Origin of the sequence: Salinicola sp. MH3R3-1 (assembly GCF_001937155.1) — a bacterium.
In the GTDB taxonomy this organism is placed as follows: domain Bacteria; phylum Pseudomonadota; class Gammaproteobacteria; order Pseudomonadales; family Halomonadaceae; genus Salinicola; species Salinicola halophyticus.
Window position 1 is genome coordinate 77,492 of sequence record NZ_MSDP01000017.1, and the last position, 22,614, is coordinate 100,105.

Below are 22,614 nucleotides of genomic sequence, written 5' to 3' on the forward strand. Positions count from 1 at the left end.
GGGCCGTACCGACAGGGATGTTTTTAAGAGGAGCGGCGCGTTGCATATTGCCGACGTCACGATGTTCTATGCCCCCGCCAGTGGCGGGGTTCGTACCTATCTCGATGCCAAGCACCGGCGCCTTGCCAAGCTGCCCGGCGTCACCTGCAGCCTGCTGATTCCTGGCTCGCAGCTCTTCACCCATAACGGCATCCACGAAATTCCGTCACCGCCGCTGCCGTTCAGCCAGGGCTATCGGTTTCCGCTGCGCCGACGCGGCTGGGAGCGCGAGCTAGTCCGCCTGTCGCCGGATATCATCGAAGCGGGCGACCCCTATGTGACCGGTTGGGCGGCGCTGCGTGCCGGGCGCAAGCTCGACGTACCGGTCGTCGGGTTCTATCACTCCGATCTGCCCAGGCTGATCAGCAATCGGCTGGGCAGCGGCACCGACAAACTGGTGGAGCGCTACGTCTATCAGCTCTACCGTCGCTTCGATCAGGTGCTGGCGCCCAGCCGTGTGATGGCCGAGCGGCTGACACGGCTCGGAATCGAGCGAGTCGCCATCCAGCCGCTGGGCGTCGATCTGGAGACGTTCCACCCCAGCCGCCAGAACGCCGCCATGCGCCAGCGACTGAATCTCGACGACGACACCAAACTGTTGATCTTCGTCGGCCGTGGCTCGCGCGAAAAGAATCTGCACGATCTGCTGGAAACCGCCCGCCTGCTCGGCAAGGGCTATCACCTGCTGCTGGTCGGCCCCAGCATGCCTACCCAGGTTCCCGACAACGTCAGCGTGATCGATCGCTATACGCCGACCGAGGAAGTCGCGAGCTGGCTGGCGTCCAGCGATGCACTGGTCCACGCCGGCACCCAGGAGACCTTCGGCCTGGTCGCTCTGGAAGCCATGGCCAGCGGCATTCCCGTGGTCGCCGCACGGGCGGGCGCGCTGGCCGAAAACGTGCCGCTGGGCTGTGGTCTGTTGAGCGAGCCGCACTCGCCGGCGGACATGGCGCGCGCCGTGAAAGAGCTGTTCGCCAATCACGACGCCTCGCAAGCCGGACGTCGCGCGCGCCGTTACGTCGAGCGCAACCACGACTGGGACGTCGTCATCGACGGGCTGCTTTCTCATTACCGCCGGCTGACCAGCGCCACCGAAGGCGCGGGGGAAACCCAGCAGGGCTCTCAGCATGGATAAACGGCATTTCTCGCTGGTGCTCCACGATATCGCCCCCGAAACCTGGCCGGACTATCGCGGCTTCGTCGAAGCGATCGACCATCTGAGCGAACGACTGGGGCAACGCATCCCGATCACCTGGCTCGTCGTGCCCAATTTTCATGGCCGTGGCGAATGCCGGGAGAGCGATACCCTGCGCCGGGTGCTCGATGCCCGCCTGGCGCTCGGCGACGAGCTGACGCTGCATGGCTATTACCACCGTGACGATGCACCGGCGCCGCGTTCGCTGCGAGATTACTACATGCGCCGGATCTACACCTGGGAGGGCGAGTTCTACGCGCTCGACCGTGGCCAGGCGGGCGCCCTGCTCGATGAGGGGTTGGCGCAGTTCGATGCCTGCGGCTGGCCCCATGGCGGCTTCGTGGCGCCCGCCTGGCTGATGAGCCAGGGCACGCGCCAAGCCCTGCAGGCTCGTCCGTTCAGCTACACCAGCGATCCGCAACAGCTGTATCGCCTACCCGGCTTCGCCCCGCTGGAAGCGCCGAGCATCGTCTGGAGCGCGCGCAGCGCCTGGCGACGCGGCATGTCGCGTGTGGTCAGCGCCATTCAGTATCGTCGTTTCCAGCACGCGCCGCTGCTGCGGCTGGCGCTGCATCCTGTCGACATGCGCTACAAGCCCTCCTACGACTACTGGCTGCAGCTGGTCGAGCACTTGCTGGAAAACGGTCGCCAACCGTTGACCAAACGGACCTGGCTCGATCATGAGGCGCCCGACCTCGCGACTGACGATCTCGCCAGCCAAGCGAACAAGGATCGTCCAGCGGCATGAAACGTATTCTGTGGCTGCTGGCACTGGGTCTGGTAGCGGCGCTGGCGATCCCGATTCTGATCGGTGGTGGCGGCATCGTTGCCGAACTACGAGGCTTCCCGACTTCGCAACTGCTGCTGATGATGGGCATGATCGTGGTCTGCTGGAATCTCAACGCGCTGCGTCTAAGACTGCTGTTGGCCGGGCGGGCGGGGAAACTCTCCCAGATCCGCGCCTTTTCGATCGTGATGGCGACGGAATTCGCGATCTGCGCCACGCCGGGCGGCACCGGTGGTCCGTTGACTCTACTGGGCCTGCTGGCCCGGCGCGGCATCAGACCGGCTCAGGCATCGGCCATTTTTGCCGTCGATCAGCTCACCGACCTGCTGTTCTTCCTGTCGGGCCTGATCGGCGTTGCACTCTACGTTCTGATCGAGGCCGTCGACTTGAAACTCGGCTGGCTGGTGGGTTTACCCACGCTGCTGCTGCTCAGCGCGCTCGTCGTATTATGGCTGACGCTGACCCATTACACCCGCGTCATGCATATCACCGGCCGCTGGCTGGAGAAACTCAACGTCAAGCGCCGCTCGCGTTTCGGCTTCGCCCGCCGGCTTCTGCATTTTCGCAACTCGCTGATCGAAACCCTGCGGCTACCGCGCTGGCTGTTGCTGAGTGTATTCCTGCTCTGCTGCGCTCATTGGCTGATCCGCTACAGCATTCTCTACCTGGTCGTTCAGGGACTGGGGCAGCACATCGACTGGGCCTGGACCTTTCTGGTCCAGATGGTATCGATGGCCGCCGGGCAGCTGAGCTTTCTACCCGGGGGCGCCGGGGGCGCCGAGTTGACGTCATCCGCTCTACTGACGCCGCTGATCGGTGCACAAAGCGCCGCTGCCGCCGTGCTGATCTGGCGTTTCGTCACCTACTATTTCTACCTGCTGGCCGGCTTCCCGATCTTCCTCGCTACCGCCGGAAAGGCATTCCTGCGCATGATCAACAAGCGCAAACGCGCGTAGCCGGCGTACCTGGTCGTTGTTGCCAATAGCCCGGTGCCGATAGCCGGGTGCAGACGGTCGACGCCTGGCCGTTTCCGGCACATCCCCTCCTTCATTCGAAGGTCACGAAATGACCGCCCGAAACGGCCGTCCAAAACGACGCCTAAAACACCGCCTATAACGACAACGGCCCGCCAGGAAAACCTGGCGGGCCGTCGAAGAGACATGACGTCTCGCACTGCCTAGCGCATCACTGACTTACCAGCCGGTGGCAGCTTTCAGTGCATCGCCGATTTCGGCGAGTGAACGCACGGTCTTGACGCCGGCATCTTCCAGCGCCGCGAATTTCTCGTCCGCAGTGCCCTTGCCGCCGGAAATGATCGCACCGGCATGGCCCATGCGCTTGCCCGGAGGCGCCGTGACACCCGCGATGTAGGACACCACCGGCTTGGTCACGTTGGCCTTGATGTAGGCTGCCGCTTCCTCTTCGGCGGTACCGCCGATTTCACCGATCATCACGATCGCTTCGGTCTGCGGATCCTTTTCGAACATCTCGAGGATGTCGATGAACGTCGAGCCCGGGATCGGATCGCCGCCGATGCCCACGCAGGTGGACTGGCCGAAGCCATGATCGGTGGTCTGCTTGACCGCTTCATAGGTCAAAGTCCCCGAGCGCGAGACGATACCGACGCGGCCCGGCTTGTGTATATGACCCGGCATGATGCCGATCTTGGTCTCGCCCGGCGTGATCACGCCCGGGCAGTTCGGGCCGATCAGACGCACACCCAGCTCGTCGCACTTGACCTTGACGTCGAGCATGTCCAGCGTCGGAATGCCTTCGGTAATGCAGACGATCAGCTTGATGCCAGCATTGGCGGCTTCGAGGATCGAGTCCTTGCAGAACGGCGCCGGCACGTAGATGACGGACGCTTCGGCGCCAGTCTTCTCGACCGCTTCCTTGACGGTGTTGAACACCGGCAGACCGAGATGTTCCTGGCCACCCTTGCCCGGCGTGACGCCACCGACCATGTTGGTGCCGTAGGCAATCGCCTGCTCGGAGTGGAAGGTGCCCTGGCCGCCAGTGAAACCCTGGCAAATGACCTTGGTGCTCTTGTCGATCAGGATACTCATTACTTGCCCTCCGCCGCTTTGACGACCTGCTGAGCCGCGTCAGTCAGGCTGGTAGCAGCGATGATGTTGAGTCCACTGGAAGCCAGTTTCTCGGCGCCCAGCTCGGCGTTGTTACCTTCCAGACGCACCACGACCGGTACGTTGACGCCGACCTGCTCGACGGCACCGATGATGCCCTCGGCGATCATGTCGCAACGTACGATGCCGCCGAAGATATTGACCAGAACGGCCTTGACGTTGGTGTCGGAGAGAATGATCTTGAACGCTTCCGCCACGCGCTCCTTGGTCGCACCGCCACCGACATCGAGGAAGTTGGCCGGGCTGCCACCGTTGAGGTTGACGATATCCATGGTACCCATGGCCAGGCCTGCGCCGTTGACCATGCAACCGATGTTACCGTCGAGCGCAACGTAGTTGAGCTCCCATTCCTGGGCATGCGCTTCGCGCTCGTCTTCCTGCGACGGATCGCGCATCGCCTGCAGGTCGGGATGACGATACATGGCGTTGGCGTCGAGGTTGATCTTGGCGTCGAGGCAGTGAAGGTTGCCTTCGTCGGTGATCACCAGCGGGTTGACTTCCAGCAGCGCCAGGTCCTTGTCCAGGAACAGCTTGGAGAGGCCCAGGAAGATCTTGGTGAACTGCTTGATCTGATCCTTGTTCAGGCCCAGCTGGAACGCCAGTTCGCGCGCCTGGTACGGCTGTGCGCCGACCAGCGGATCGATCTCGGCCTTGAGGATCTTCTCGGGCGTTTCCTCGGCCACTTTCTCGATTTCGACACCACCTTCGGTGGAGGCCATGAACACGACGCGGCGTGTGGCGCGATCGACTACCGCGCCCAGATACAGCTCGCTGGCGATATCGGTGCAGTTCTCGACCAGAATCTTGGCAACCGGCTGACCTTTTTCGTCGGTCTGGTAGGTCACCAGATTCTTGCCCAGCCACTGCTCGGCGAACGCCTTGGCGGCTTCCGGACTTTCGACCAGCTTGACGCCACCGGCCTTGCCGCGACCGCCTGCGTGAACCTGTGCCTTGACGACCCACTTGTCGCCACCGATTTTCTTGCAGGCCTTTGCGGCTTCATCCGGCGTGTCGACGGCAAAGCCCTTGGACACTGGAAGACCGTAATCGGCAAACAGCTGTTTGCCCTGATACTCGTGAAGGTTCATCGATTCATGCCATTAGGTTGCATGTGACTCGAATGGCAACGAGCCGGAAGCCGGCTCGTCACCCCCGTGCCATCCCGGTGGAATGGCACCTAGTGCAAGAAGCGCGAGAGAACGACTTACTTTCGCTTCTTGCGATTGGCCATGTGGATGGCGTGCCCATCGACCGCCAGCGCCGCTTCGTGTACCGCTTCCGACAGCGTCGGGTGCGCGAAGCAGGTCAGCGCCAGGTCTTCGGCACTGGAGCCGAATTCCATCGCGATCACGCCCTGGGCGATCAATTCGCCGGCGTGCTGACCCAGAATATGAACGCCGAGAACACGGTCGGTGTTGGCGTCGGCAATGACCTTAACCATACCTTCCGGCGCGTTGTTGGCGAGCGCGCGTCCACTGGCCGAGAACGGGAAAGCACCGGTCTTGACTTCGATGCCCTGTTCCTTGGCCTGCTGCTCGTTGATGCCGACCCACGCCACTTCCGGCGCCGTGTAGATCACGCTGGGAATGGCATCGTAGTTCATTTCCGGCTTCTGGCCAGCGATGATGTCGGCCACCATGACACCCTCTTCGGAGGCCTTGTGCGCCAGCATCGGCCCACGAACCACGTCGCCGATGGCGTAGACGCCCGAAACATTGGTACGGCACTGGTCGTCGACGAACACGAACCCGCGCTCATCGAGCTTGATGCCCGCCGACTCGTCGAGCAGCTTGTCGGTGTACGGCTTGCGCCCGACACAGACGATCAGCTTGTCGAAGGTCTGTTCCTGCTCGCCGTCGCCGTCGGTGTACTTGACCACGACTTCGCGCGACTTGCCCTTGCCCTTGATGTCGGAACCGGTCACCCGGGCGCCCATCTTGATGTCCAGACCCTGCTTCTTGAACAGCTTCTGGGCATCCTTGGCAACCGCCTGGTCGACCATCGGCAGGAACGTATCGAGCGCTTCGAGAACGGTAACTTCGCTGCCGAGACGGCTCCACACGCTGCCTAGCTCTAGCCCGATGACGCCGGCGCCGATCACGCCGAGACGCTTGGGCGCCTCGGTGAACTCCAGCGCACCGGCAGAGTCGACGATGACATCGTCGGTCATCGGTGCCGGCGGAATGTTCACCGGTACGGAACCGGAGGCGATGACGACGTTATCGGCTTCATAGGTTTCCGTCTTGCCGTCGTGGCCGGTCACTTCGACCTTCTTGCCATCGAGCAGCTTGCCGGTGCCTTCCAGAGCAGTGACGCCATTGGACTTGAACAGCATGCTGATACCGCCGGTGTTCTTGGCGATGACGCTGTTCTTGAACTCCATCATCTTGGTCACATCGGTCGAGACATCGCCGACGTTGATCCCGATCTCGGCATAGTGATCGCGCGTCTCGACGAACTTGTGCGAGGTTTCGAGCAATGCCTTGGAAGGGATGCAACCCACGTTCAGACAGGTGCCGCCGTGAACCGTTTTGCCTTCCTTGTTGACCCACTTCTCGACACAGGCCGTCTTGAGGCCCAGCTGAGCGGCGTGGATCGCGGCGACGTAGCCTCCAGGACCCGCACCAATGACGATTACATCGAATTTATCGGCCATGAAAAATATCCTGTTCGCTTCGTTTGCCATTCGCCGGGCGAGCCCGGCGAATCGACAGTCGGATGGTTGAGTCGAAGGCGCTTAGATGTCCAGCAGCAGACGCGCCGGATCTTCCAGCAACGACTTGATGGCCACCAGGAACTGGACCGCGTCCTTGCCATCGATCATGCGGTGATCGTAGGAGACGGCGAGATACATCATCGGACGGATCTCAACCTTGCCGTTCACTGCCATCGGACGTTCCTGGATCTTGTGCATGCCCAGGATCGCGGTCTGCGGCGGATTCAGGATCGGCGTCGACATCAGCGAACCGAAGATGCCGCCGTTGGTGATGGTAAACGTGCCACCCTGCATGTCTTCGATGCCGAGCTTGCCTTGCTTGCCACGCTGACCGAAATCGCCGATCGCCTTCTCGACATCGGCCAGCTTCATGCTGTCGGTGTCACGCAGCACCGGCACGACCAGACCTCGCGGCGTGGAAACGGCAACGCCGATATCCTGATAGCCGTGATAGACGATATCGGTGCCGTCGATGGAGGCGTTGACGTCCGGGAAGCGCTTGAGCGCCTCGGTCGCCGCCTTGACGAAAAAGCCCATGAAGCCGAGCTTGACGTCGTGCGCCTTGAGGAAGGTGTCCTTGTATTCGCTGCGCAGCGCCATCACCGCGCTCATGTCCACCTCGTTGTAGGTAGTGAGCATGGCGGCGGTCTGCTGAGCCTGGACCAGACGCTTGGCGATGGTCTGGCGCAGACGGCTCATCGGCACGCGCTGTTCGGGACGCTCGCCCTCGACCGCCGGCGCAGCCGCCGCTTTCGGAGCAGACGCTGCCGGCTTGGCGGATTTCTTCGCCGAGCCGTCGTCGATCGCCTTCTGCACGTCTTCCTTCAGCACGCGACCGCCCTTGCCGGTCCCCTCGAGCTTGCTGACGTCGAGATCGTTCTCGGCCGCCATCTTGCGCGCGGCCGGGGCCAGAATCTTGCCGTCGACCTTGGCGTCCTGCTCGCCTTCGGCGGCTGATGCCTGGTCCTGGTCGCCGGCGGATTCGGCGGAAGCACTGCTGTCGTTGTCACCACCGGCACCTTCTCCACCGGCACCTTCGGAGAACACGGCCAGCAGCGCTTCGGATTCGACGACCTCGCCTTCTTCGACCTTGATCTCGGCGAGCGCGCCGTCAGCCGGTGCAACGACTTCGAGCACGACCTTATCGGTCTCGATTTCGGCCAGCACTTCATCGCGCTTGACCGCTTCGCCGACCTTCTTGTTCCAGCTGGCGACGGTGCCTTCCTGAACGGATTCAGGGAAGCTCGGCGCCTTGACCTCATGACTCTTGCCGGAGGCCGCGGGCTTATCCTTGGCAGCCGGCTTCTCTTCATTCGCCGATTGGCTCTTGTCTTCCGACTCGGCTTCGCCCTTGGCATCGGCTGAGGGCTTGTCCTCGCTCTTGCCGCCCTCGGAAGCCGCGCCGAGAACGCCCAGCACCTGTTCGGACTCACAGGTGTTGCCTTCCTCGATCTTGATTTCGGAGAGCGTGCCCGCTTCGGGCGCCACCACTTCGAGAACGACCTTGTCGGTCTCGATCTCGACGATCAGTTCATCGCGCTCGACGCTATCACCCACTTTCTTGTGCCAGGTGGCAACCGTTCCCTCGGCAACGGATTCGGGAAAAGTCGGCGCTTTGATATCAGTAGCCATGTCGTATCCTTAGTCTCTTTTCTCTCGCGCCTGTCTCAGCGGCAAGGCGCCTTACGCGTTGAAAGCGTCGTCGACCAGTTGGCTCTGTTGGGCCACATGGACAGACATATAGCCTGCGGCCGGGGCGGCAGACGCCGGACGACCGGCGAACTTGAGGCCGTGATCCAGCCCCTCGCGCACCATGCTTGCCACCAGGCGCAGATGATGTTGGCTCTGATACCAGGCACCCTGGTTGAGCGGTTCTTCCTGACACCAGACGACCTGTTCCAGATTCGGATAGGTCTTCAGCGCTTCTAGCAGCTCGTCCTTGGGGAACGGGTAGAGCTGCTCGACACGAATGATCGCCGTATCGTCACGCTCGTTTTCGGAGCGGTACGTCGCGAGGTCATAATAGACCTTGCCCGAACAGAGCACGGCCCGCTTGACCTGCTGGGGATCTCGCTCGCCGATATCGGGAATGACCATCTGGAAGCGGCCATCGGACAGCTCTTCCATGGTCGAAGTCGCGTCCTTGTGACGCAGCAGACTCTTCGGCGACATCACGATCAACGGCTTGCGCAGCGGACGAATCACCTGGCGGCGCAGCAAGTGGAAGATCTGGGCCGGCGTGGTGGGCACGCAGACCTGCATGTTGTGCTCGGCACAAAGCTGCAGGAAACGCTCGAGGCGAGCGGAGGAGTGCTCCGGCCCCTGCCCTTCGTAGCCGTGCGGCAACAGCAGGGTCAGACCGCAGAATCGGGCCCACTTCGACTCACCCGACGAGATGAACTGATCGACCACGACCTGGGCACCGTTGAAGAAGTCACCGAACTGCGCTTCCCACACGATCAGCGAGTTGGGCGCCGTGGTGGCGTAGCCATACTCGAACGCCAGCACGGCCTCTTCCGACAGGAACGAGTCGTAGATGGCGAAAGCCGGCTGATCGTCCTTGATGTGCTGAAGCGGCACATAGGTCGACGCGTCGGCCTGATTGTGGACCACGGCGTGACGGTGCGAGAACGTGCCTCGGCCGGTGTCCTGGCCGGTCAGACGGACCGGATGACCGGCGTCGACCAGGGTGGCGTAGGCCAGCGTCTCGGCGAAGCCCCAGTTGAGCGGCTGGTTGCCGGCGAGCATCTTGCGACGCTCCTCGTAGACCCGAGATACCTGACGTTGAACGTCGATACCGTTGGGGATCTCGCTCATCTTCTGCGCCAGCTGCGTCAGATGTTCGAGGTCGCAGCTGGTATCGGTATCGCCGCTCCACTCGTGGCCGAGATAGGGCGTCCAGTCGACGAACAGTCCGGTATTGGGCTGTTTGACCAGCGCGTTGGCAACATGATTGCCGGCCAGCAGGTCGTCACGATACTGCTCGCCCAGCTGCTTGGCCTGGTCCTCGTCCAGCACGCCTTCCTTGATCAGCTGTTCGACGTAGAGCGTGCGCGTCGACTTGTGCGACTTGATCTTGGAGTACATCAGCGGCTGGGTGCCGGAGGGCTCATCCGCTTCGTTGTGGCCCCGACGGCGATAGCAGACCAGATCGATGACGACATCGCGCTGGAACTCCTTGCGATAGTCGACGGCAACCTGAGTTGCATGCAGCACCGCTTCCGGATCGTCGCCGTTGACGTGCAGAATCGGCGCCTGAACCATCTTGGCGATGTCCGTGCAGTACTCGGTCGAGCGCGCATCGTCGGCACGCGATGTGGTGAAACCGACCTGATTGTTGATCACGATGTGCAGCGTACCGCCGGTCTTGTAACCGCGAGTCTGCGACATCTGGAAGGTTTCCATCACCACGCCCTGACCGGCGAACGCCGCGTCGCCATGCACGACGACCGGCAGCACCTGCTTGCCGTCGTCATCCTGGCGGCGATCCTGGCGGGCGCGAACCGAACCCTCGACCACCGGCGAAACGATCTCCAGGTGCGAAGGGTTGAACGCCAGCGCCAGGTGAACCTCGCCACCGGGCGTCATCACGTTGGAGCTGAAACCCTGGTGATACTTGACGTCGCCGGAACCGTGCTCGATCTGTTTCTTGCCGTCGAACTCGTCGATCAGCTCCGAAGGGCTCTTGCCGAGGATATTGACCAGCAGGTTGAGACGCCCGCGGTGGGCCATGCCGATGACCACTTCCTTGACGCCATAGTTGCCGCTGCGCTGGATGATCTCGTCCATCATCGGAATGAACGACTCGCCGCCCTCCAGACCGAAACGCTTGGTGCCGGGGTACTTGGAGGCGAGATAGCTTTCCAGCCCCTCGGCCGCCGTCAGGCGTTCGAGCAGATGTTCACGCTCGCTCTGGCTGTACTTCGGCTTGGAGCGCACCGATTCGAACCGCTGCTGCAGCCAGCGCTTCTCTTCGGTGTTGACGATGTGCATGAACTCACAGCCGATCGAACGACAGTAAGTCTGGTCCAGTGCCTCGACGATCTCCTTGAGCGGTGCCTCTTCCTTGCCCAGAAAGAACGAGCCGGTCTGGAACGCGGTGTTCATGTCGGCCTGGGTCAGGTCGTGAAAGGAGAGGTCGAGATCGGGGACGGTGTCCGGCTTGCGCAGACCGAGCGGGTCGATTTCGGCGCGCTGATGACCACGGAATCGATAGGCGTTGATCAGCTGAAGAACCTTGACCTGCTTACGGTTCTCGCTGCTGCCGGAGGCGGCCGTTGCGGCAGGACGCCGTTCGCGCGCCAGCTGGTAGAACTGCTCTCGAATGGGGCTGAGAGGAACATCTTGGGCGGGAGTGCCTTCCAGTCGCGGTAGCTGATCAAACGCTTGGCGCCACTCGTCGGGGACAGTCGCGGGGTCATTCAGATACTGCTCGTAGAGCGCTTCCACATAGTGAGCGTTGCCGCCGCTCATGTGAGAAGTGCGCCACATCAACTCCATTATGCCTTCTTGCATCTCTTGTTCACCCTACACTGATGGGGTGTTGTCGGCGCCGGTCGCGGTTGCGCCTCGGCGTCACTCCGGAACCGTCGCGAGACGGCCAACGAACATGCCTTCAGAGCTACGTCATGATCGTTAAAAGCCGATGCACAAGGCACCGGCCAACATCTTGAGCTGAATTCGACTGCGACATCGCGCCGCAGTCGACAGCGTGGCGACATGATAACAAGCCAAGCGCTACGATTTAAGTCGTAGATGCCGCCTTCGACGAGTTAGGTGGCGTTGGACAGCAACATTTCGCGAATCTTGCCGATCGCCCGAGTCGGGTTGAGCCCCTTCGGACACACCGCCACACAGTTCATGATACCGCGGCACCGAAACAGGCTGAACGGATCTTCCAGTTCGGCCAGACGGGCCTGGGTCGCGTTGTCGCGAGAGTCTGCCAGGAAGCGATACGCCTGCAGCAGACCCGCAGGACCGACGAACTTGTCCGGATTCCACCAGAACGACGGGCAAGAGGTCGAGCAGCACGCGCACAGAATGCACTCGTACAGACCGTCGAGCTTGTCGCGCTCTTCCGGCGACTGCAGACGCTCGATCGCCGGTTCGGCGGTATCGTTCTGCAGATATGGCTGCATCCGCTCGTACTGCTTGTAGAACAGCCCCATGTCGACCACCAGGTCGCGCATGACCGGCAGCCCCGGCAACGGACGCAGCACCAGCTTGTTGTCCTTCACCACGCCGGATAGCGGCGTAATGCAGGCCAGACCGTTGGTACCGTTCATGTTCATGCCATCGGAGCCACAGACACCTTCGCGACAGCTGCGGCGAAACGCCATCGAGCTATCCTGATCCTTGATCATGGTCAGGATGTTGAGAACCATCAGATCGCGACCTTGCGTATCGATCTGGAACTCCTGCATGTACGGTGCGGAGTCGGTCTCAGGGTTGTAGCGATAGACGGAAACCTGAAGACTGGACATCGTTGACAACCCCCTTAGTAGGTACGGATCTTCGGCTCGAAAGTATCGACCGTCTTGGGCGTGAAGTTGACGTCACGCTGGGTGACGGTCTTGTTGCCCGGATTGAAGATCGAGTGCTTGAGCCAGTTGACGTCGTCGCGATCCGGATAGTCGTAGCGCGAGTGAGCACCGCGGCTTTCCTTACGCTCCAGCGCCGCGATCGCGGTCGCTTCGGCGACTTCCAGCAGATTGTCGAGCTCGAGTGCTTCGACACGGGCGGTATTGAAGACGTCTGACTTGTCGCCAAGATGTGCCTGCGCGATACGCTCGCGCAGCTCGCCCAGCTTCTTGACGCCTTCCTGCATGTTGTCTTCCTGACGGAACACGCCGAAAGCATTCTGCATGGTGTTCTGCAGCTCGGTCTTGAGCTCCGAAACCGACTCGCCACCGCTGGACTCGTTCCAGCGCGCCAGACGGCTGGTGGCGCGCTCGATGTCGGAAGCGGACGCATCGAGATAGTCGATCCCTTCGCTCAGCGCCTTGTCGATGTAGATGCCGGCGGCACGACCGAAGACCACCAGGTCGAGCAGCGAGTTGCCGCCCAGACGGTTGGCGCCATGAACCGACACGCAGGCCGCTTCACCGCAGGCGAACAGGCCGTTGATGATGTGGTCGTTGCCGTCGCTGTCCTGGGTGATGGCCTGGCCATGCACGTTGGTCGGAATACCGCCCATCATGTAGTGGCAGGTCGGCGTCACCGGGATCGGTTCCTTGACCGGATCCACGTGGGCGAAGGTCTTGGAGAGCTCGACGATACCCGGCAGGCGCTTCATCAGCACCTCTTCGCCGAGGTGATCCAGCTTGAGCATCACATGGTCGCCATTCTCGCCGCAGCCGCGACCTTCCAGCACCTCCATGACCATCGAGCGGGCGACCACGTCGCGGCCGGCCAGATCCTTGGCGTTGGGCGCATAGCGCTCCATGAAGCGTTCGCCATCCTTGTTGATCAGATAGCCGCCCTCGCCACGACAGCCTTCCGTCACCAGGGTACCCGCGCCGTAGATCCCGGTCGGGTGGAACTGCCACATTTCCATATCCTGCATCGGGAAACCGGCCCGCAGCGCCATGCCGATACCGTCTCCGGTATTGATCAGCGCGTTGGTGGTCGAGGCGAAGATACGTCCCGCCCCGCCGGTGGCCAGCACGGTCGCCTTGGAGGTGACGTGAACGATTTCACCGGTCTCGATGCACAGCGCAATGCAACCCACGACATCGCCATTGGCATTCTTCACCAGATCGATGGCGTACCACTCGTCCAGGAAGACGGTGTTGTTCTTCAGATTATTCTGATAGAGCGTGTGCAGCAGCGCATGGCCGGTACGGTCAGCCGCGGCACAGGTACGCGCCGCCTGGCCGCCCTTGCCGAAGTCCTTGGACTGACCGCCGAAGGGACGCTGGTAGATACGGCCGTTGTCAAAACGCGAGAACGGCAACCCCATGTGCTCGAGCTCGAACACGGCCTTGGGGCCTTCGGAGCAGAGATACTCGGCGGCGTCCTGATCGGCGATATAGTCGCCGCCCTTGACGGTGTCGTACATGTGCCAACGCCAATCGTCATCGGGATCGGCGGAAGCGATGGCACAGGTGATGCCACCCTGAGCAGACACGGTATGGGAGCGGGTCGGGAAGACCTTGGACAGCACGGCGGTCTTCTTGCCGGACTTGGCCAGTTCGAGCGCCGCTCGCAGGCCGGAACCGCCACCACCGATGATGATGGCGTCGAATGACAGGTTACGCATGGTAGACATGAATCAGGCTCCCCAGAGGACTTGAACGCCCCACACCAGAAAAACGAAGATGGCGAGAATCACCACGGCCTGGAAACCGAAGCGAACACCGGTGTGTTTGAGATAGTCGGTGGAAACCGTCCACAGACCGACCCAGGCGTGAGCGGCCATGGATATGAAGGCCAGCAAGGAGAAGATGCGCATCCAGGTCTGGGCGAACAGGCCGCTCCAGGTGGCATAGTCCAGATTGGGATGGAACAGCAGATAGGCCACGACGAACAGCGCATAAAGCGCCAGAACGACGGCCGACACCCGCTGGATGAGCCAGTCGGAGAGCCCGCTGCGACCCAGATTCGTAATATTGGTTACCATACCCAGACTCCCGCCAGAACCACCAAGACAGCACTGATCACGACCGTGATCTGCGCCTTGCGATTGCCACCCTCGAGATCGACACCGTAGCCGGTATCCATGAGCAGGTGCTTGATCCCCGCGACAAAGTGAAAACCGAGTGCCGACAGCAGGCCCCAGGTAATCAGCTTCGCCAGCACATTGTGAGCCAGCGCATTACGCACCGATTCGAACCCCTCGGGCGAGGACAGTGACGCATCCAGTGCCCAGAAGCCGAAGATCAGGCCGACGAAGAGAATCACGCCGGTAATGCGATGTGCGATGGAAGTGAGCGCGGGAAGTGGAAAATGAATGGTGGATAGGTCGAGGTTTACTGGACGTTTGCTATTCACGGCGCTTAAACACTCTCTTAACCCTGACGGGTCATGCCCGTTCAGGGGCGGTGGTTTTTAGAAGCAGGATCACGGTCGCAAGAGCAGTTCCGATGCGGCCCAAACCGGCTGACGATGCCAAATCGTGCGGTAGCAGATTATAGGGTTTGGGTAGCGGTATGACAAATCGCCACATCGTTCCCTTAGACGGTAAAACAGCGAAAAATTCCAGCTCCGGTGAAGACTTAAGGTTGTCGACACTCATTTCGAATTCTTTCGTTATTGTCAGCCCGCCCCCTTCAGTTGGTATGATGGTGCTCTGACCAGTACAGGAACGGGCACACTTCCAACAGCCCGGCACCCGCCATCATCTCGCGCATGGGGACCGGCGCCGCAACCGCGGCGCCGGGGCCCCTCTGGCGAATTGACAATCCCCCGCGGAAACCTATAGTGGGCGAACGATTTTTCGCCCGCACGGCAGTAAAGACAAAGGCTTATGTCACGTTAAAGGAGGCCTACATGGCTGACAGAAAAGCGAAATTATCGGTCGATGGTGTCGACAATGCCATCGAACTGCCGGTCTACTCCGGCACCGTCGGCCCCGATGTCATCGACGTCCGCAGCCTGACCACAGAAGGCCTGTTTACCTACGACCCTGGCTTCGTCGCTACTGCTTCGTGCGAATCTGGCATCACCTATATCGATGGCGCTGCCGGCACCCTGCTTCATCGCGGCTATCCCATCGAACAGCTGGCCGAGAACTCCGACTACGTCGAGCTCTCCTATCTGTTGATGTTCGGCGAGCTCCCCTCTTCCGATGAATATGAAACGTTCAGAAGCACGATCGCTCGCCACACCATGGTTCACGAGCAGATCGTCAACTTCTACAAGGGCTTCCGCCGCGACGCCCACCCCATGGCAGTCCTCTGCGGTGTCGTTGGCGGTCTTGCCGCGTTCTATCATGACAACCTCGACATCACTCAGGCCGATCAGCGCCATGTCAGCGCCATACGCCTGATTGCCAAGATGCCGACCCTGGCGGCGATGTGTCACAAGTACAACATCGGCCAGCCGTTCATGTATCCGCGCAACGACCTCAACTACTCCGAAAATTTCCTGCACATGATGTTCGGCAATCCGTGCGAGAGCTATGAGGTCAATCCGGTCATCGCCAAGGCCATGGATCGCATCTTCATGCTGCATGCCGATCATGAGCAGAACGCCTCGACGTCCACCGTTCGTCTGGCGGGCTCGACCGGCGCCAACCCGTTCGCCTGCATCAGCGCCGGGATCGCAGCACTTTGGGGACCGGCACACGGCGGTGCCAATGAAGCGGTACTGGCCATGCTCGACGAGATCGGGGATGACTCGGAAGAGAACATCCAGCGCTTCATCGACAAGGCCAAGGACAAGGACGATCCGTTCAAGCTGATGGGCTTCGGTCATCGTGTGTATCGCAACTTCGATCCACGCGCCAAGGTGATGAAGGAAACCTGCGACGAGGTCTTGGGCGAACTGGGGGTCGGGGACGATGCCCAGCTGCAGATCGCCAAGCGCCTGGAACAGATCGCCCTCGAGGACGAGTACTTCATCGAGCGCAAGCTCTACCCCAACGTCGACTTCTACTCGGGGATCATTCTCAAGGCCATCGGCATTCCCACCAACATGTTTACCGTCATCTTCGCGATGGCGCGTACCGTTGGCTGGATTTCCCACTGGAACGAGATGATCACCAACGGCTATCGCATCAGCCGTCCTCGTCAGCTCTACACCGGATACGACAAGCGCGACTACCCGAACGACAAGTAAGATGATCCGGACAGCGAATAGCTAGCACCGTCAAAACCGCCGACCCTGGGTCGGCGGTTTTTTTATGCGGACGGGTCGCCCGGAAGATTTCCACACTTACTGTGGATAACCCTGTTAAAAACCACTCGATAATGTCACCAAACCGCCTCCAGAGGCGCCCCGCCAGCAAATTGAGTAATTTTTGACCAACAATAAGGCATTGATTTTAATAGCAAAAAATTTCTTGCGCGTACTTTCAGCAAGTTAGCGGCGATGCAGGAGAGACAGGATCAAGCAGTGGAAAAGCCGACGCGATGTCAAGCCTGAAGATGACGAATCTGGAAGGGTTATCAACAGCCGCAAGAATCCGCGAACAGGGATATCGAAGACGACATACAGGGAAGAGAGGAGAGACTTTAGACGAGAAAGTGGCGTCCCATAGGGGGTTCGAACCCCTGTTACCGCCGTGAAAGGGCGGTGTCCTGGACCACTAGACGAATGGGACGCGGACAACGGCTGATGCCGGTTCTTGTGGTGGAGCCTAGCGGGATCGAACCGCTGACCTCAACACTGCCAGTGTTGCGCTCTCCCAGCTGAGCTAAGGCCCCGTCCCAAGAACGGGGCGAAATATACGTTCACACCACTGATAAGTCAACGTTTTATCGCGATAAAAATGACTTTCTCGATAACCCGGCACCCTGCCACGTCACACTTCGCGGAAGGTTTTTTCCAGCCGCTTCGCCTGCTTCTTGGAAATTCCGCCCAATACGTCGATGGCGTGCCGCAGACGCGCGCGCGTCATGTCGGAGCCGAGAATCGCCATGGCGTCGAGCACCGAGGTCGAATGGGTACTGCCCGTTACGGCAACGAACACCGGCGCCAGGAACACCTTCATCTTCAACTCGAAGTAGGCGGCAAGGTGCTTGACCTCGCCGAGCAGCTCGTCTTTCTCCCAACGCGGCACGACTTCCAGCCGCCATACCAGGAACTGCAGCAGCGCCAGCAAGGTCTCCTTCTCGAGATCGACATCCTCGAAGCTGGACTCGTCGATATCAGGCAGACCGGCGAAGAAATGCCCGGCCAGCGGCATGGCATCCGATAGCGTCGAGATACGTGGACGGATCTGCGGCAGGATCTGACCGACATACGCTTCGTTGAACGCCCAGTCCCGTAGCGCCTTCAGCAAGGCTGCATCATCGAGATCTTCTCGAATATAGACGCCGTTGAGCCAGGTCAGCTTATCGAGATCGAACACCGGGCCACCGAGTGAAACGCGCTGGATATCGAAGTGAGCCATCATCTCATCGAGACTGAACTTTTCACGCTCATCCGGCATCGACCATCCCATTCGTCCGAGATAGTTGGTCACAGCCTGCGGCAGAAATCCCATGCGACGATAATAGTGGATCGAGGTCGGGTTCTTGCGCTTGGACAGCTTCGACTTGTCCGGATTGCGCAACAGCGGCATATGGCACAGCTCAGGCATCGGCCAGCCGAAATATTCATAGAGCAGCTTGTGCTTGGGCGCCGAATTGATCCACTCCTCGCCCCTCAGGACATGAGTGATCCCCATCAGATGGTCATCGACCACGTTGGCCAGATGGTAGGTCGGCATGCCATCCGATTTCATCAATATCTGGGCATCGACCTGCGCCCAGTCGACCTCGATCCGACCGCGCAGCATGTCATCGACCTCACATACCCCCTCGGAAGGCACGTTCATGCGGATGACGTACGGAAATCCTTCCGCCTCCCGCCGTCGCTGCTCTTCAGGGTCCAGGGCAAGGTCATGCGGTTTCAGGGCAAGATGCAGCCCCGCCGCCTTGCGTTCATCGCGCAGGGCATCGAGCTCTTCGCCGGTGCGATAGCATTTGAAGGCGTGCCCACGCTCGAGCAGCTCCTCGGCGTGCCGGGCGTAGATATCGCCGCGCTCGCTCTGCCGATAAGGGCCGTGGGGGCCGCCGACATCGGGCCCCTCGTCCCAATCCAGCCCCAGCCAACGCAGCGAATCGAGAATCATCTGTTCCGATTCGGCAGTGGAGCGCTGACGGTCGGTGTCCTCGATGCGCAAAACGAACTGCCCGCCATGCTGACGAGCGAAGCAGAGATTGAAGAGAGCGATATAAGCCGTGCCGACGTGCGGGTCGCCGGTGGGCGAAGGCGCAATACGCGTGCGTACCGTCATGAAATCCATTCCGTTGATGAACGAGCCGCCAGATTATACGCCCCCATCGGGCGCGACTGCAGTGTCTCCTCATGTCCAAGTTTGGGCCTTCGAGGCTCTGGCGGGTCGCGCTGGCGCCCAGAACGTCGATAACGACCGTCAGCCCCGGCTGCACGGGACCACTGCTCCGGGGTTTTCGCTTGACAGCAGGCACCCCGAGGCCAAGGCTTTGGGCACGATAAAAAAATTTATCGCCATAACACTTCACAACTCTGTAACCCGAAACATACTTCGGCAATGAGTGGATATCCTCACAGCACCAATACGCAGGCGAGATTCATGGATGGACGGGTTAGGACCACGAATCAAACAGCTCCGCCTCCAGGCAGGCATGAGCAAGGCTGCACTAGCAAGACGGGTAGGCGTCTCTGATGTCACGATTTCCTATTGGGAATCAGGCACCATCAAGCAGATTGGACACGAACGCCTGGTGGCACTCACTTCGGCGCTGAACTGTTCGATCAAGCAACTGCTCGACGATGACTCGTTGAACGCGATGACAGCCACCTCCCGGACGTCGGGCGCGACCGTGTTCAGCTTGCAGGCCCATCTGGCAGCGCCGTGGGAGCGGCGGGATGGCGGCGCCGAGGAGATGTCCACGCTGCAGATGCTGACGCAGGACTGCCATCTGGTCACGCCCGCGGACAACGAGTCCTTCGATTTCCTGTTCGAGGGAGATATCGCCGCCATCGCGCCTGGCGATAGATTTCAGCAGGACGGTCTCTATCTGCTGGAGCGCGACGACAAGCTGCAGATCCAGTATCTGGAGCATCTCGCGTCCGGCAGAATGCGGGTCAGCGGCGAACAGCTGCACGGCGTGACCGTCGAGAGCGTTCGTCATCCACCGTTTCGCATCATCGGCTATCTCCGCGCCCGCTGGAGCCGTCAGTAGCCCGGGGCAACCCCGGCCTGCGCTTAGCGCCGAGGCCGGCCCCGGCGCTGCGCCGGAGGGAACGCGTCGCTTCTTCGAGCGCCCCGCTCGCGGGAACGAAGCACTTTGAATCACACCTTCCTACGAGCCTGAATCAGAACCTAAGCCTGCGCCCGCTCAACCGTGGCGTTGCTGCTGGCGATAGGCGAAGAAGAACACGACCAGCCCCCCTACTGCCGTCGCCGCCCCGACGTAGCCGGTAGCGGTCCAGCCAAAACCCGCGCCAATCGCCACGCCACCCAGCCACGGGCCCAGGGCGTTGGCGACATTGAACGCCGCGTGATTGGACGCAGCCGCCAGTGTCTGGGCATCTGCCGCCACATCCATCAGGCGCGTCTGCAACGCCGGTGATAACGACACCATGGTGCCGATGGCCACGCAGATCAGCAGGATCGACCACAGCGACTGCGCCGCCAGCGGGAACAGCAGCAGGATAGCGATACACCACACCAGCAGCCAACCGACGCCCTTGAGTTGCATCCGATCGTAGAGTTTACCGCCGGCGATATTGCCGATAATCGCCCCGGCACCAAACGCCGCCTGCGCCACCGGTATCCAATGGGGCGACACTTGGGTCACGTTGATCAGCACCGGCGCCAGATAGCTGAAGACGCAGAACATGCCGGCAAAGCCGATCGCACCGATCCCCAACGTCAGCCAGATCTGAGGCCGCTTGAGCGCCGTCAGCTCCTGGGAAGGGCTGTTACGCACCTCCTGCCGATTGAGCGGTAGATAGAGAAACACCAGCATCACGGTAAGGACGGCAATGCCGCCGACCAGCACGAAAGCGAAGCGCCAGCTCAATAGCTGGCTCAGCCAGGTCGCGAAGGGATTACCCACCAGCATCGCGATGGTCAGGCCTGACATGACACGACTGACCGCCTGGGCACGCTTGTGCGAGGGAACCAGCGAGGCCGCGACCAGCGAAGCGACGCCGAAATAGGCCCCGTGAGGCAGTCCGGAAATGAATCGAAAGACCATCAGCGTGGGGTAATTGGGCGCCAGGGCACTGGCGATATTCCCGAGCGCGAAAAAGGCCATCAGCATGAGCAGCAGGTGGCGCCGATAGAAATGTGACCCCAGCACCGCAATCAGCGGCGCGCCCACCACCACGCCCAGGGCGTAAGCACTGATCACGTTGCCCACTTGCGGCTCCGTGATGTTCAGCGCCTCGGCCACGTTGGGCATCAGCCCCATGATCGTGAACTCGCCCACGCCGATGGCAAATCCGCCGACCGCCAACGCGAATTCGATCAATAACGTAAACCGCCGCGACGGTTTCGCGGCGCCGGTTTCAGCAGTGTGAGCCACAACACTCTCCAACTTTAGTCTAATTGCGTAGGGCGCAATTATTCACAGCTTGTCGTCAAATGGAAACTGAAACAGTGCGATCCACAGCGATTCTCGGGGCCCTGCCTTGGCTGACGGCGCTATTTTCAGCCCTTGGGGATTTCGTCAAGGAACTTTTTTAACGATAGCCGCTCTGAGTAGCCAAGAGATTCAACACAGCTGTCGCTATGCGGTTTCTCGAGCTTACTGCAATGATCGTTATCGCCGCGCCCTGCGCGGCGTTTTTTTGCCTACGTCATGCCCATGAACAAGGCTTCCCCTCACGTCACTGCCGGCCCGTATCTGCGCCAACCACCCGTTCCAACCTTGCCAAAAGGTCAATAGCGAACTCACGGTCAATCCGCTACTGTCGCGCGGTCGCTCCTTCTATTACGGATTCATGACCATGAGTTTCTCTACCGATCACTGCTCGCCGAAACGCTCCCTCAAGCGGCTCTGCCAAGCCCTGCCGTTGCTGGCGTTGATCCTTGCGGTTCCCGCCCATGCCGCGCCACAGGGCAAGGTCGACTGCATTGCACCGGCACAACCCGGCGGCGGCTGGGATTTCACCTGTCGCTCAGTGGCACGGGCGTTGCAGGATCTGTCGATGATCCCTGCCGCCATGCAGACGATCAACGTTCCGGGCGCCAGCGGTGGCGTCGCTTTCAGCCATGTGCAGGCCAAGCGTGCTAGCGACGACGACCTGATCGTCGCGGCATCGACCGCCACCACGACTCAACTGGCGCTGGGCAACTACCCCGGCGGGCGTGCCGATCAGGTACGCTGGGTCGCGACGCTGGGCGCCGACTACGGCGTGATCGCCGTCGCCAAGGACTCGCCTTATCAGTCACTGACGCAGCTGCTCGATGCCCTCAAGGCCGATGCGGGTAGCGTGACGTTCTCCGGCGGCGATGTGGCGGGCGGCTTCGACCACATCAAGGTGCTGATGGCGGCACGCAAAGCCGGCGTCAAACCCATTCGCGATATCAAGTACCTCGCCTTCGATTCCGGCTCGGTGGCCATCAGCCAGCTGCTGGGCGGCCACATCGACGCGTTCACCGGTGATATCAGCGAAGCCAAGAGTTTCGTCGACAGCGGCGATCTGCGCATTCTGGCCGTGTTTTCCGATGAACGGCTGCCCGGGCAGTTCGCCGACATCCCCACGGCCAAGGAACAGGGCATCGACGTGGTTGCCCCCAACTGGCGGGGTTTCTACACCCCCGCCGGTGCCTCCGAAGAGAGCTATGCCTGGTGGAAAAAGACCCTGAACGGGCTCTACGACACCCCGCAGTGGCAACAGATCATGACCCAGAATGGACTCCTGCCATTCCACAAATCCGGTGACGAACTGAATCAGTTCGTTGCTAGACAGATCAGCGACATCCAGGAGATCGGCGCCGAACTGGGCATGACGCACTAGCCCTTACGGCGACGGGCGCCAGCCTATCTCGACCGCCTTACCCCTTTCTCAACCGCTTGAGAGTCACGGC

General features: G+C 61.0%; 17 protein-coding genes and 2 tRNA genes. 6 read left to right on the forward strand and 13 right to left on the reverse strand.

The window, feature by feature from the left end; genetic code table 11:
- The first annotated feature begins 40 nt into the window (after window positions 1–40).
- The 3 genes from BTW08_RS11020 to BTW08_RS11030 are packed head-to-tail and all read left to right on the forward strand — an operon-like array spanning window position 41 to window position 2,977.
- The gene (locus BTW08_RS11020; RefSeq protein ID WP_075562575.1) at window positions 41–1,174 is read left to right on the forward strand and encodes a glycosyltransferase family 1 protein; all 1,134 of its coding nucleotides are present in this window, start codon (window positions 41–43) and stop codon (window positions 1,172–1,174) included.
- Window positions 1,167–1,982: a polysaccharide deacetylase family protein gene (locus tag BTW08_RS11025; RefSeq protein ID WP_075562576.1), complete on the forward strand. Its 816-nt coding sequence runs from the start codon at window positions 1,167–1,169 to the stop codon at window positions 1,980–1,982. The genes BTW08_RS11020 and BTW08_RS11025 overlap by 8 nt, the downstream gene beginning before the upstream one ends.
- Entirely contained in the window at window positions 1,979–2,977 is a 999-nt protein-coding gene (locus tag BTW08_RS11030) for a lysylphosphatidylglycerol synthase transmembrane domain-containing protein (protein WP_075562577.1), read from the forward strand. Before BTW08_RS11025 ends, BTW08_RS11030 begins: the two co-directional genes overlap by 4 nt.
- Window positions 2,978–3,214: 237 nt before the next feature.
- On the opposite strand, the gene sucD is transcribed toward BTW08_RS11030, so the two are convergent.
- The 9 genes from sucD to sdhC form a co-directional block, all read right to left on the reverse strand.
- Window positions 3,215–4,087 (reverse strand): succinate--CoA ligase subunit alpha, encoded by an 873-nt coding sequence (gene sucD, locus BTW08_RS11035; RefSeq protein ID WP_075562578.1) that lies wholly within the window; start codon window positions 4,085–4,087, stop codon window positions 3,215–3,217.
- Window positions 4,087–5,253 (reverse strand): ADP-forming succinate--CoA ligase subunit beta, encoded by a 1,167-nt coding sequence (gene sucC / locus BTW08_RS11040; protein WP_075562579.1) that lies wholly within the window; start codon window positions 5,251–5,253, stop codon window positions 4,087–4,089. Before sucC ends, sucD begins: the two co-directional genes overlap by 1 nt.
- Window positions 5,254–5,369: 116 nt before the next feature.
- Window positions 5,370–6,821: a dihydrolipoyl dehydrogenase gene (gene lpdA / locus BTW08_RS11045; protein ID WP_075562580.1), complete on the reverse strand. Its 1,452-nt coding sequence runs from the start codon at window positions 6,819–6,821 to the stop codon at window positions 5,370–5,372.
- 81 nt (window positions 6,822–6,902) lie between these two features.
- Window positions 6,903–8,513 carry a 2-oxoglutarate dehydrogenase complex dihydrolipoyllysine-residue succinyltransferase gene (gene odhB, locus BTW08_RS11050; protein ID WP_075562581.1) on the reverse strand — a complete coding sequence of 537 codons (1,611 nt, stop codon included), beginning with the start codon at window positions 8,511–8,513 and terminating at the stop codon, window positions 6,903–6,905.
- A 51-nt stretch (window positions 8,514–8,564) separates the two neighbouring features.
- Entirely contained in the window at window positions 8,565–11,396 is a 2,832-nt protein-coding gene (locus tag BTW08_RS11055; RefSeq protein WP_075562582.1) for a 2-oxoglutarate dehydrogenase E1 component, read from the reverse strand.
- A 257-nt stretch (window positions 11,397–11,653) separates the two neighbouring features.
- The gene (locus BTW08_RS11060; RefSeq protein ID WP_075562583.1) at window positions 11,654–12,364 is read right to left on the reverse strand and encodes a succinate dehydrogenase iron-sulfur subunit; all 711 of its coding nucleotides are present in this window, start codon (window positions 12,362–12,364) and stop codon (window positions 11,654–11,656) included.
- 14 nt (window positions 12,365–12,378) lie between these two features.
- Window positions 12,379–14,151 (reverse strand): succinate dehydrogenase flavoprotein subunit, encoded by a 1,773-nt coding sequence (gene sdhA / locus BTW08_RS11065; protein ID WP_075562584.1) that lies wholly within the window; start codon window positions 14,149–14,151, stop codon window positions 12,379–12,381.
- A 3-nt stretch (window positions 14,152–14,154) separates the two neighbouring features.
- Window positions 14,155–14,502 (reverse strand): succinate dehydrogenase, hydrophobic membrane anchor protein, encoded by a 348-nt coding sequence (gene sdhD / locus BTW08_RS11070; protein ID WP_075562585.1) that lies wholly within the window; start codon window positions 14,500–14,502, stop codon window positions 14,155–14,157.
- The gene (sdhC, locus tag BTW08_RS11075; RefSeq protein WP_075562586.1) at window positions 14,496–14,873 is read right to left on the reverse strand and encodes a succinate dehydrogenase, cytochrome b556 subunit; all 378 of its coding nucleotides are present in this window, start codon (window positions 14,871–14,873) and stop codon (window positions 14,496–14,498) included. The genes sdhD and sdhC overlap by 7 nt, the downstream gene beginning before the upstream one ends.
- A gap of 498 nt (window positions 14,874–15,371) precedes the next feature.
- Between sdhC and gltA the strand changes: the two genes are divergently transcribed.
- Window positions 15,372–16,661, forward strand: coding sequence for a citrate synthase (gene gltA / locus BTW08_RS11080; RefSeq protein ID WP_075562587.1), 1,290 nt, complete (start codon window positions 15,372–15,374; stop codon window positions 16,659–16,661).
- Window positions 16,662–17,069: 408 nt separating this feature from the next.
- Here gltA and BTW08_RS11085 read toward each other — a convergent pair.
- From BTW08_RS11085 to gltX, 3 genes are all read right to left on the reverse strand, one after another.
- A tRNA-Glu gene (locus BTW08_RS11085) sits at window positions 17,070–17,145 on the reverse strand.
- 27 nt (window positions 17,146–17,172) lie between these two features.
- Window positions 17,173–17,248, reverse strand: a tRNA-Ala gene (locus BTW08_RS11090).
- Between the two features lie 98 nt (window positions 17,249–17,346).
- Entirely contained in the window at window positions 17,347–18,825 is a 1,479-nt protein-coding gene (gene gltX / locus BTW08_RS11095) for a glutamate--tRNA ligase (protein ID WP_075562588.1), read from the reverse strand.
- 322 nt (window positions 18,826–19,147) lie between these two features.
- On the opposite strand from gltX, the gene BTW08_RS11100 reads away from it, so the two are divergent.
- Window positions 19,148–19,756 carry a helix-turn-helix transcriptional regulator gene (locus tag BTW08_RS11100; RefSeq protein WP_075562589.1) on the forward strand — a complete coding sequence of 203 codons (609 nt, stop codon included), beginning with the start codon at window positions 19,148–19,150 and terminating at the stop codon, window positions 19,754–19,756.
- A gap of 156 nt (window positions 19,757–19,912) precedes the next feature.
- Here the strand turns inward: BTW08_RS11100 and BTW08_RS11105 are convergent, their stop codons facing one another.
- Window positions 19,913–21,106, reverse strand: coding sequence for an MFS transporter (locus BTW08_RS11105; protein WP_075562590.1), 1,194 nt, complete (start codon window positions 21,104–21,106; stop codon window positions 19,913–19,915).
- A 424-nt stretch (window positions 21,107–21,530) separates the two neighbouring features.
- Here BTW08_RS11105 and BTW08_RS11110 point away from each other — a divergent pair, with 424 nt between their 5' ends.
- Window positions 21,531–22,544 (forward strand): tripartite tricarboxylate transporter substrate-binding protein, encoded by a 1,014-nt coding sequence (locus tag BTW08_RS11110; RefSeq protein ID WP_075562591.1) that lies wholly within the window; start codon window positions 21,531–21,533, stop codon window positions 22,542–22,544.
- Window positions 22,545–22,614: the final 70 nt, after the last annotated feature.

Excerpts from the sequence above, each read along its gene's own strand:
- BTW08_RS11100 (WP_075562589.1), top strand. The coding sequence starts at position 19,148 with ATGGACGGGTTAGGACCACGAATCAAACAGCTCCGCCTCCAGGCAGGC.
- lpdA (WP_075562580.1), bottom strand. The coding sequence starts at position 6,821 with ATGGCCGATAAATTCGATGTAATCGTCATTGGTGCGGGTCCTGGAGGC.
- sucC (WP_075562579.1), bottom strand. The coding sequence starts at position 5,253 with ATGAACCTTCACGAGTATCAGGGCAAACAGCTGTTTGCCGATTACGGT.
- BTW08_RS11060 (WP_075562583.1), bottom strand. The coding sequence starts at position 12,364 with ATGTCCAGTCTTCAGGTTTCCGTCTATCGCTACAACCCTGAGACCGAC.
- BTW08_RS11030 (WP_075562577.1), top strand. The coding sequence starts at position 1,979 with ATGAAACGTATTCTGTGGCTGCTGGCACTGGGTCTGGTAGCGGCGCTG.
- sucD (WP_075562578.1), bottom strand. The coding sequence starts at position 4,087 with ATGAGTATCCTGATCGACAAGAGCACCAAGGTCATTTGCCAGGGTTTC.
- BTW08_RS11025 (WP_075562576.1), top strand. The coding sequence starts at position 1,167 with ATGGATAAACGGCATTTCTCGCTGGTGCTCCACGATATCGCCCCCGAA.
- sdhD (WP_075562585.1), bottom strand. The coding sequence starts at position 14,502 with ATGGTAACCAATATTACGAATCTGGGTCGCAGCGGGCTCTCCGACTGG.
- gltX (WP_075562588.1), bottom strand. The coding sequence starts at position 18,825 with ATGACGGTACGCACGCGTATTGCGCCTTCGCCCACCGGCGACCCGCAC.
- gltA (WP_075562587.1), top strand. The coding sequence starts at position 15,372 with ATGGCTGACAGAAAAGCGAAATTATCGGTCGATGGTGTCGACAATGCC.
- BTW08_RS11055 (WP_075562582.1), bottom strand. The coding sequence starts at position 11,396 with ATGCAAGAAGGCATAATGGAGTTGATGTGGCGCACTTCTCACATGAGC.
- sdhA (WP_075562584.1), bottom strand. The coding sequence starts at position 14,151 with ATGTCTACCATGCGTAACCTGTCATTCGACGCCATCATCATCGGTGGT.
- odhB (WP_075562581.1), bottom strand. The coding sequence starts at position 8,513 with ATGGCTACTGATATCAAAGCGCCGACTTTTCCCGAATCCGTTGCCGAG.
- BTW08_RS11110 (WP_075562591.1), top strand. The coding sequence starts at position 21,531 with ATGAGTTTCTCTACCGATCACTGCTCGCCGAAACGCTCCCTCAAGCGG.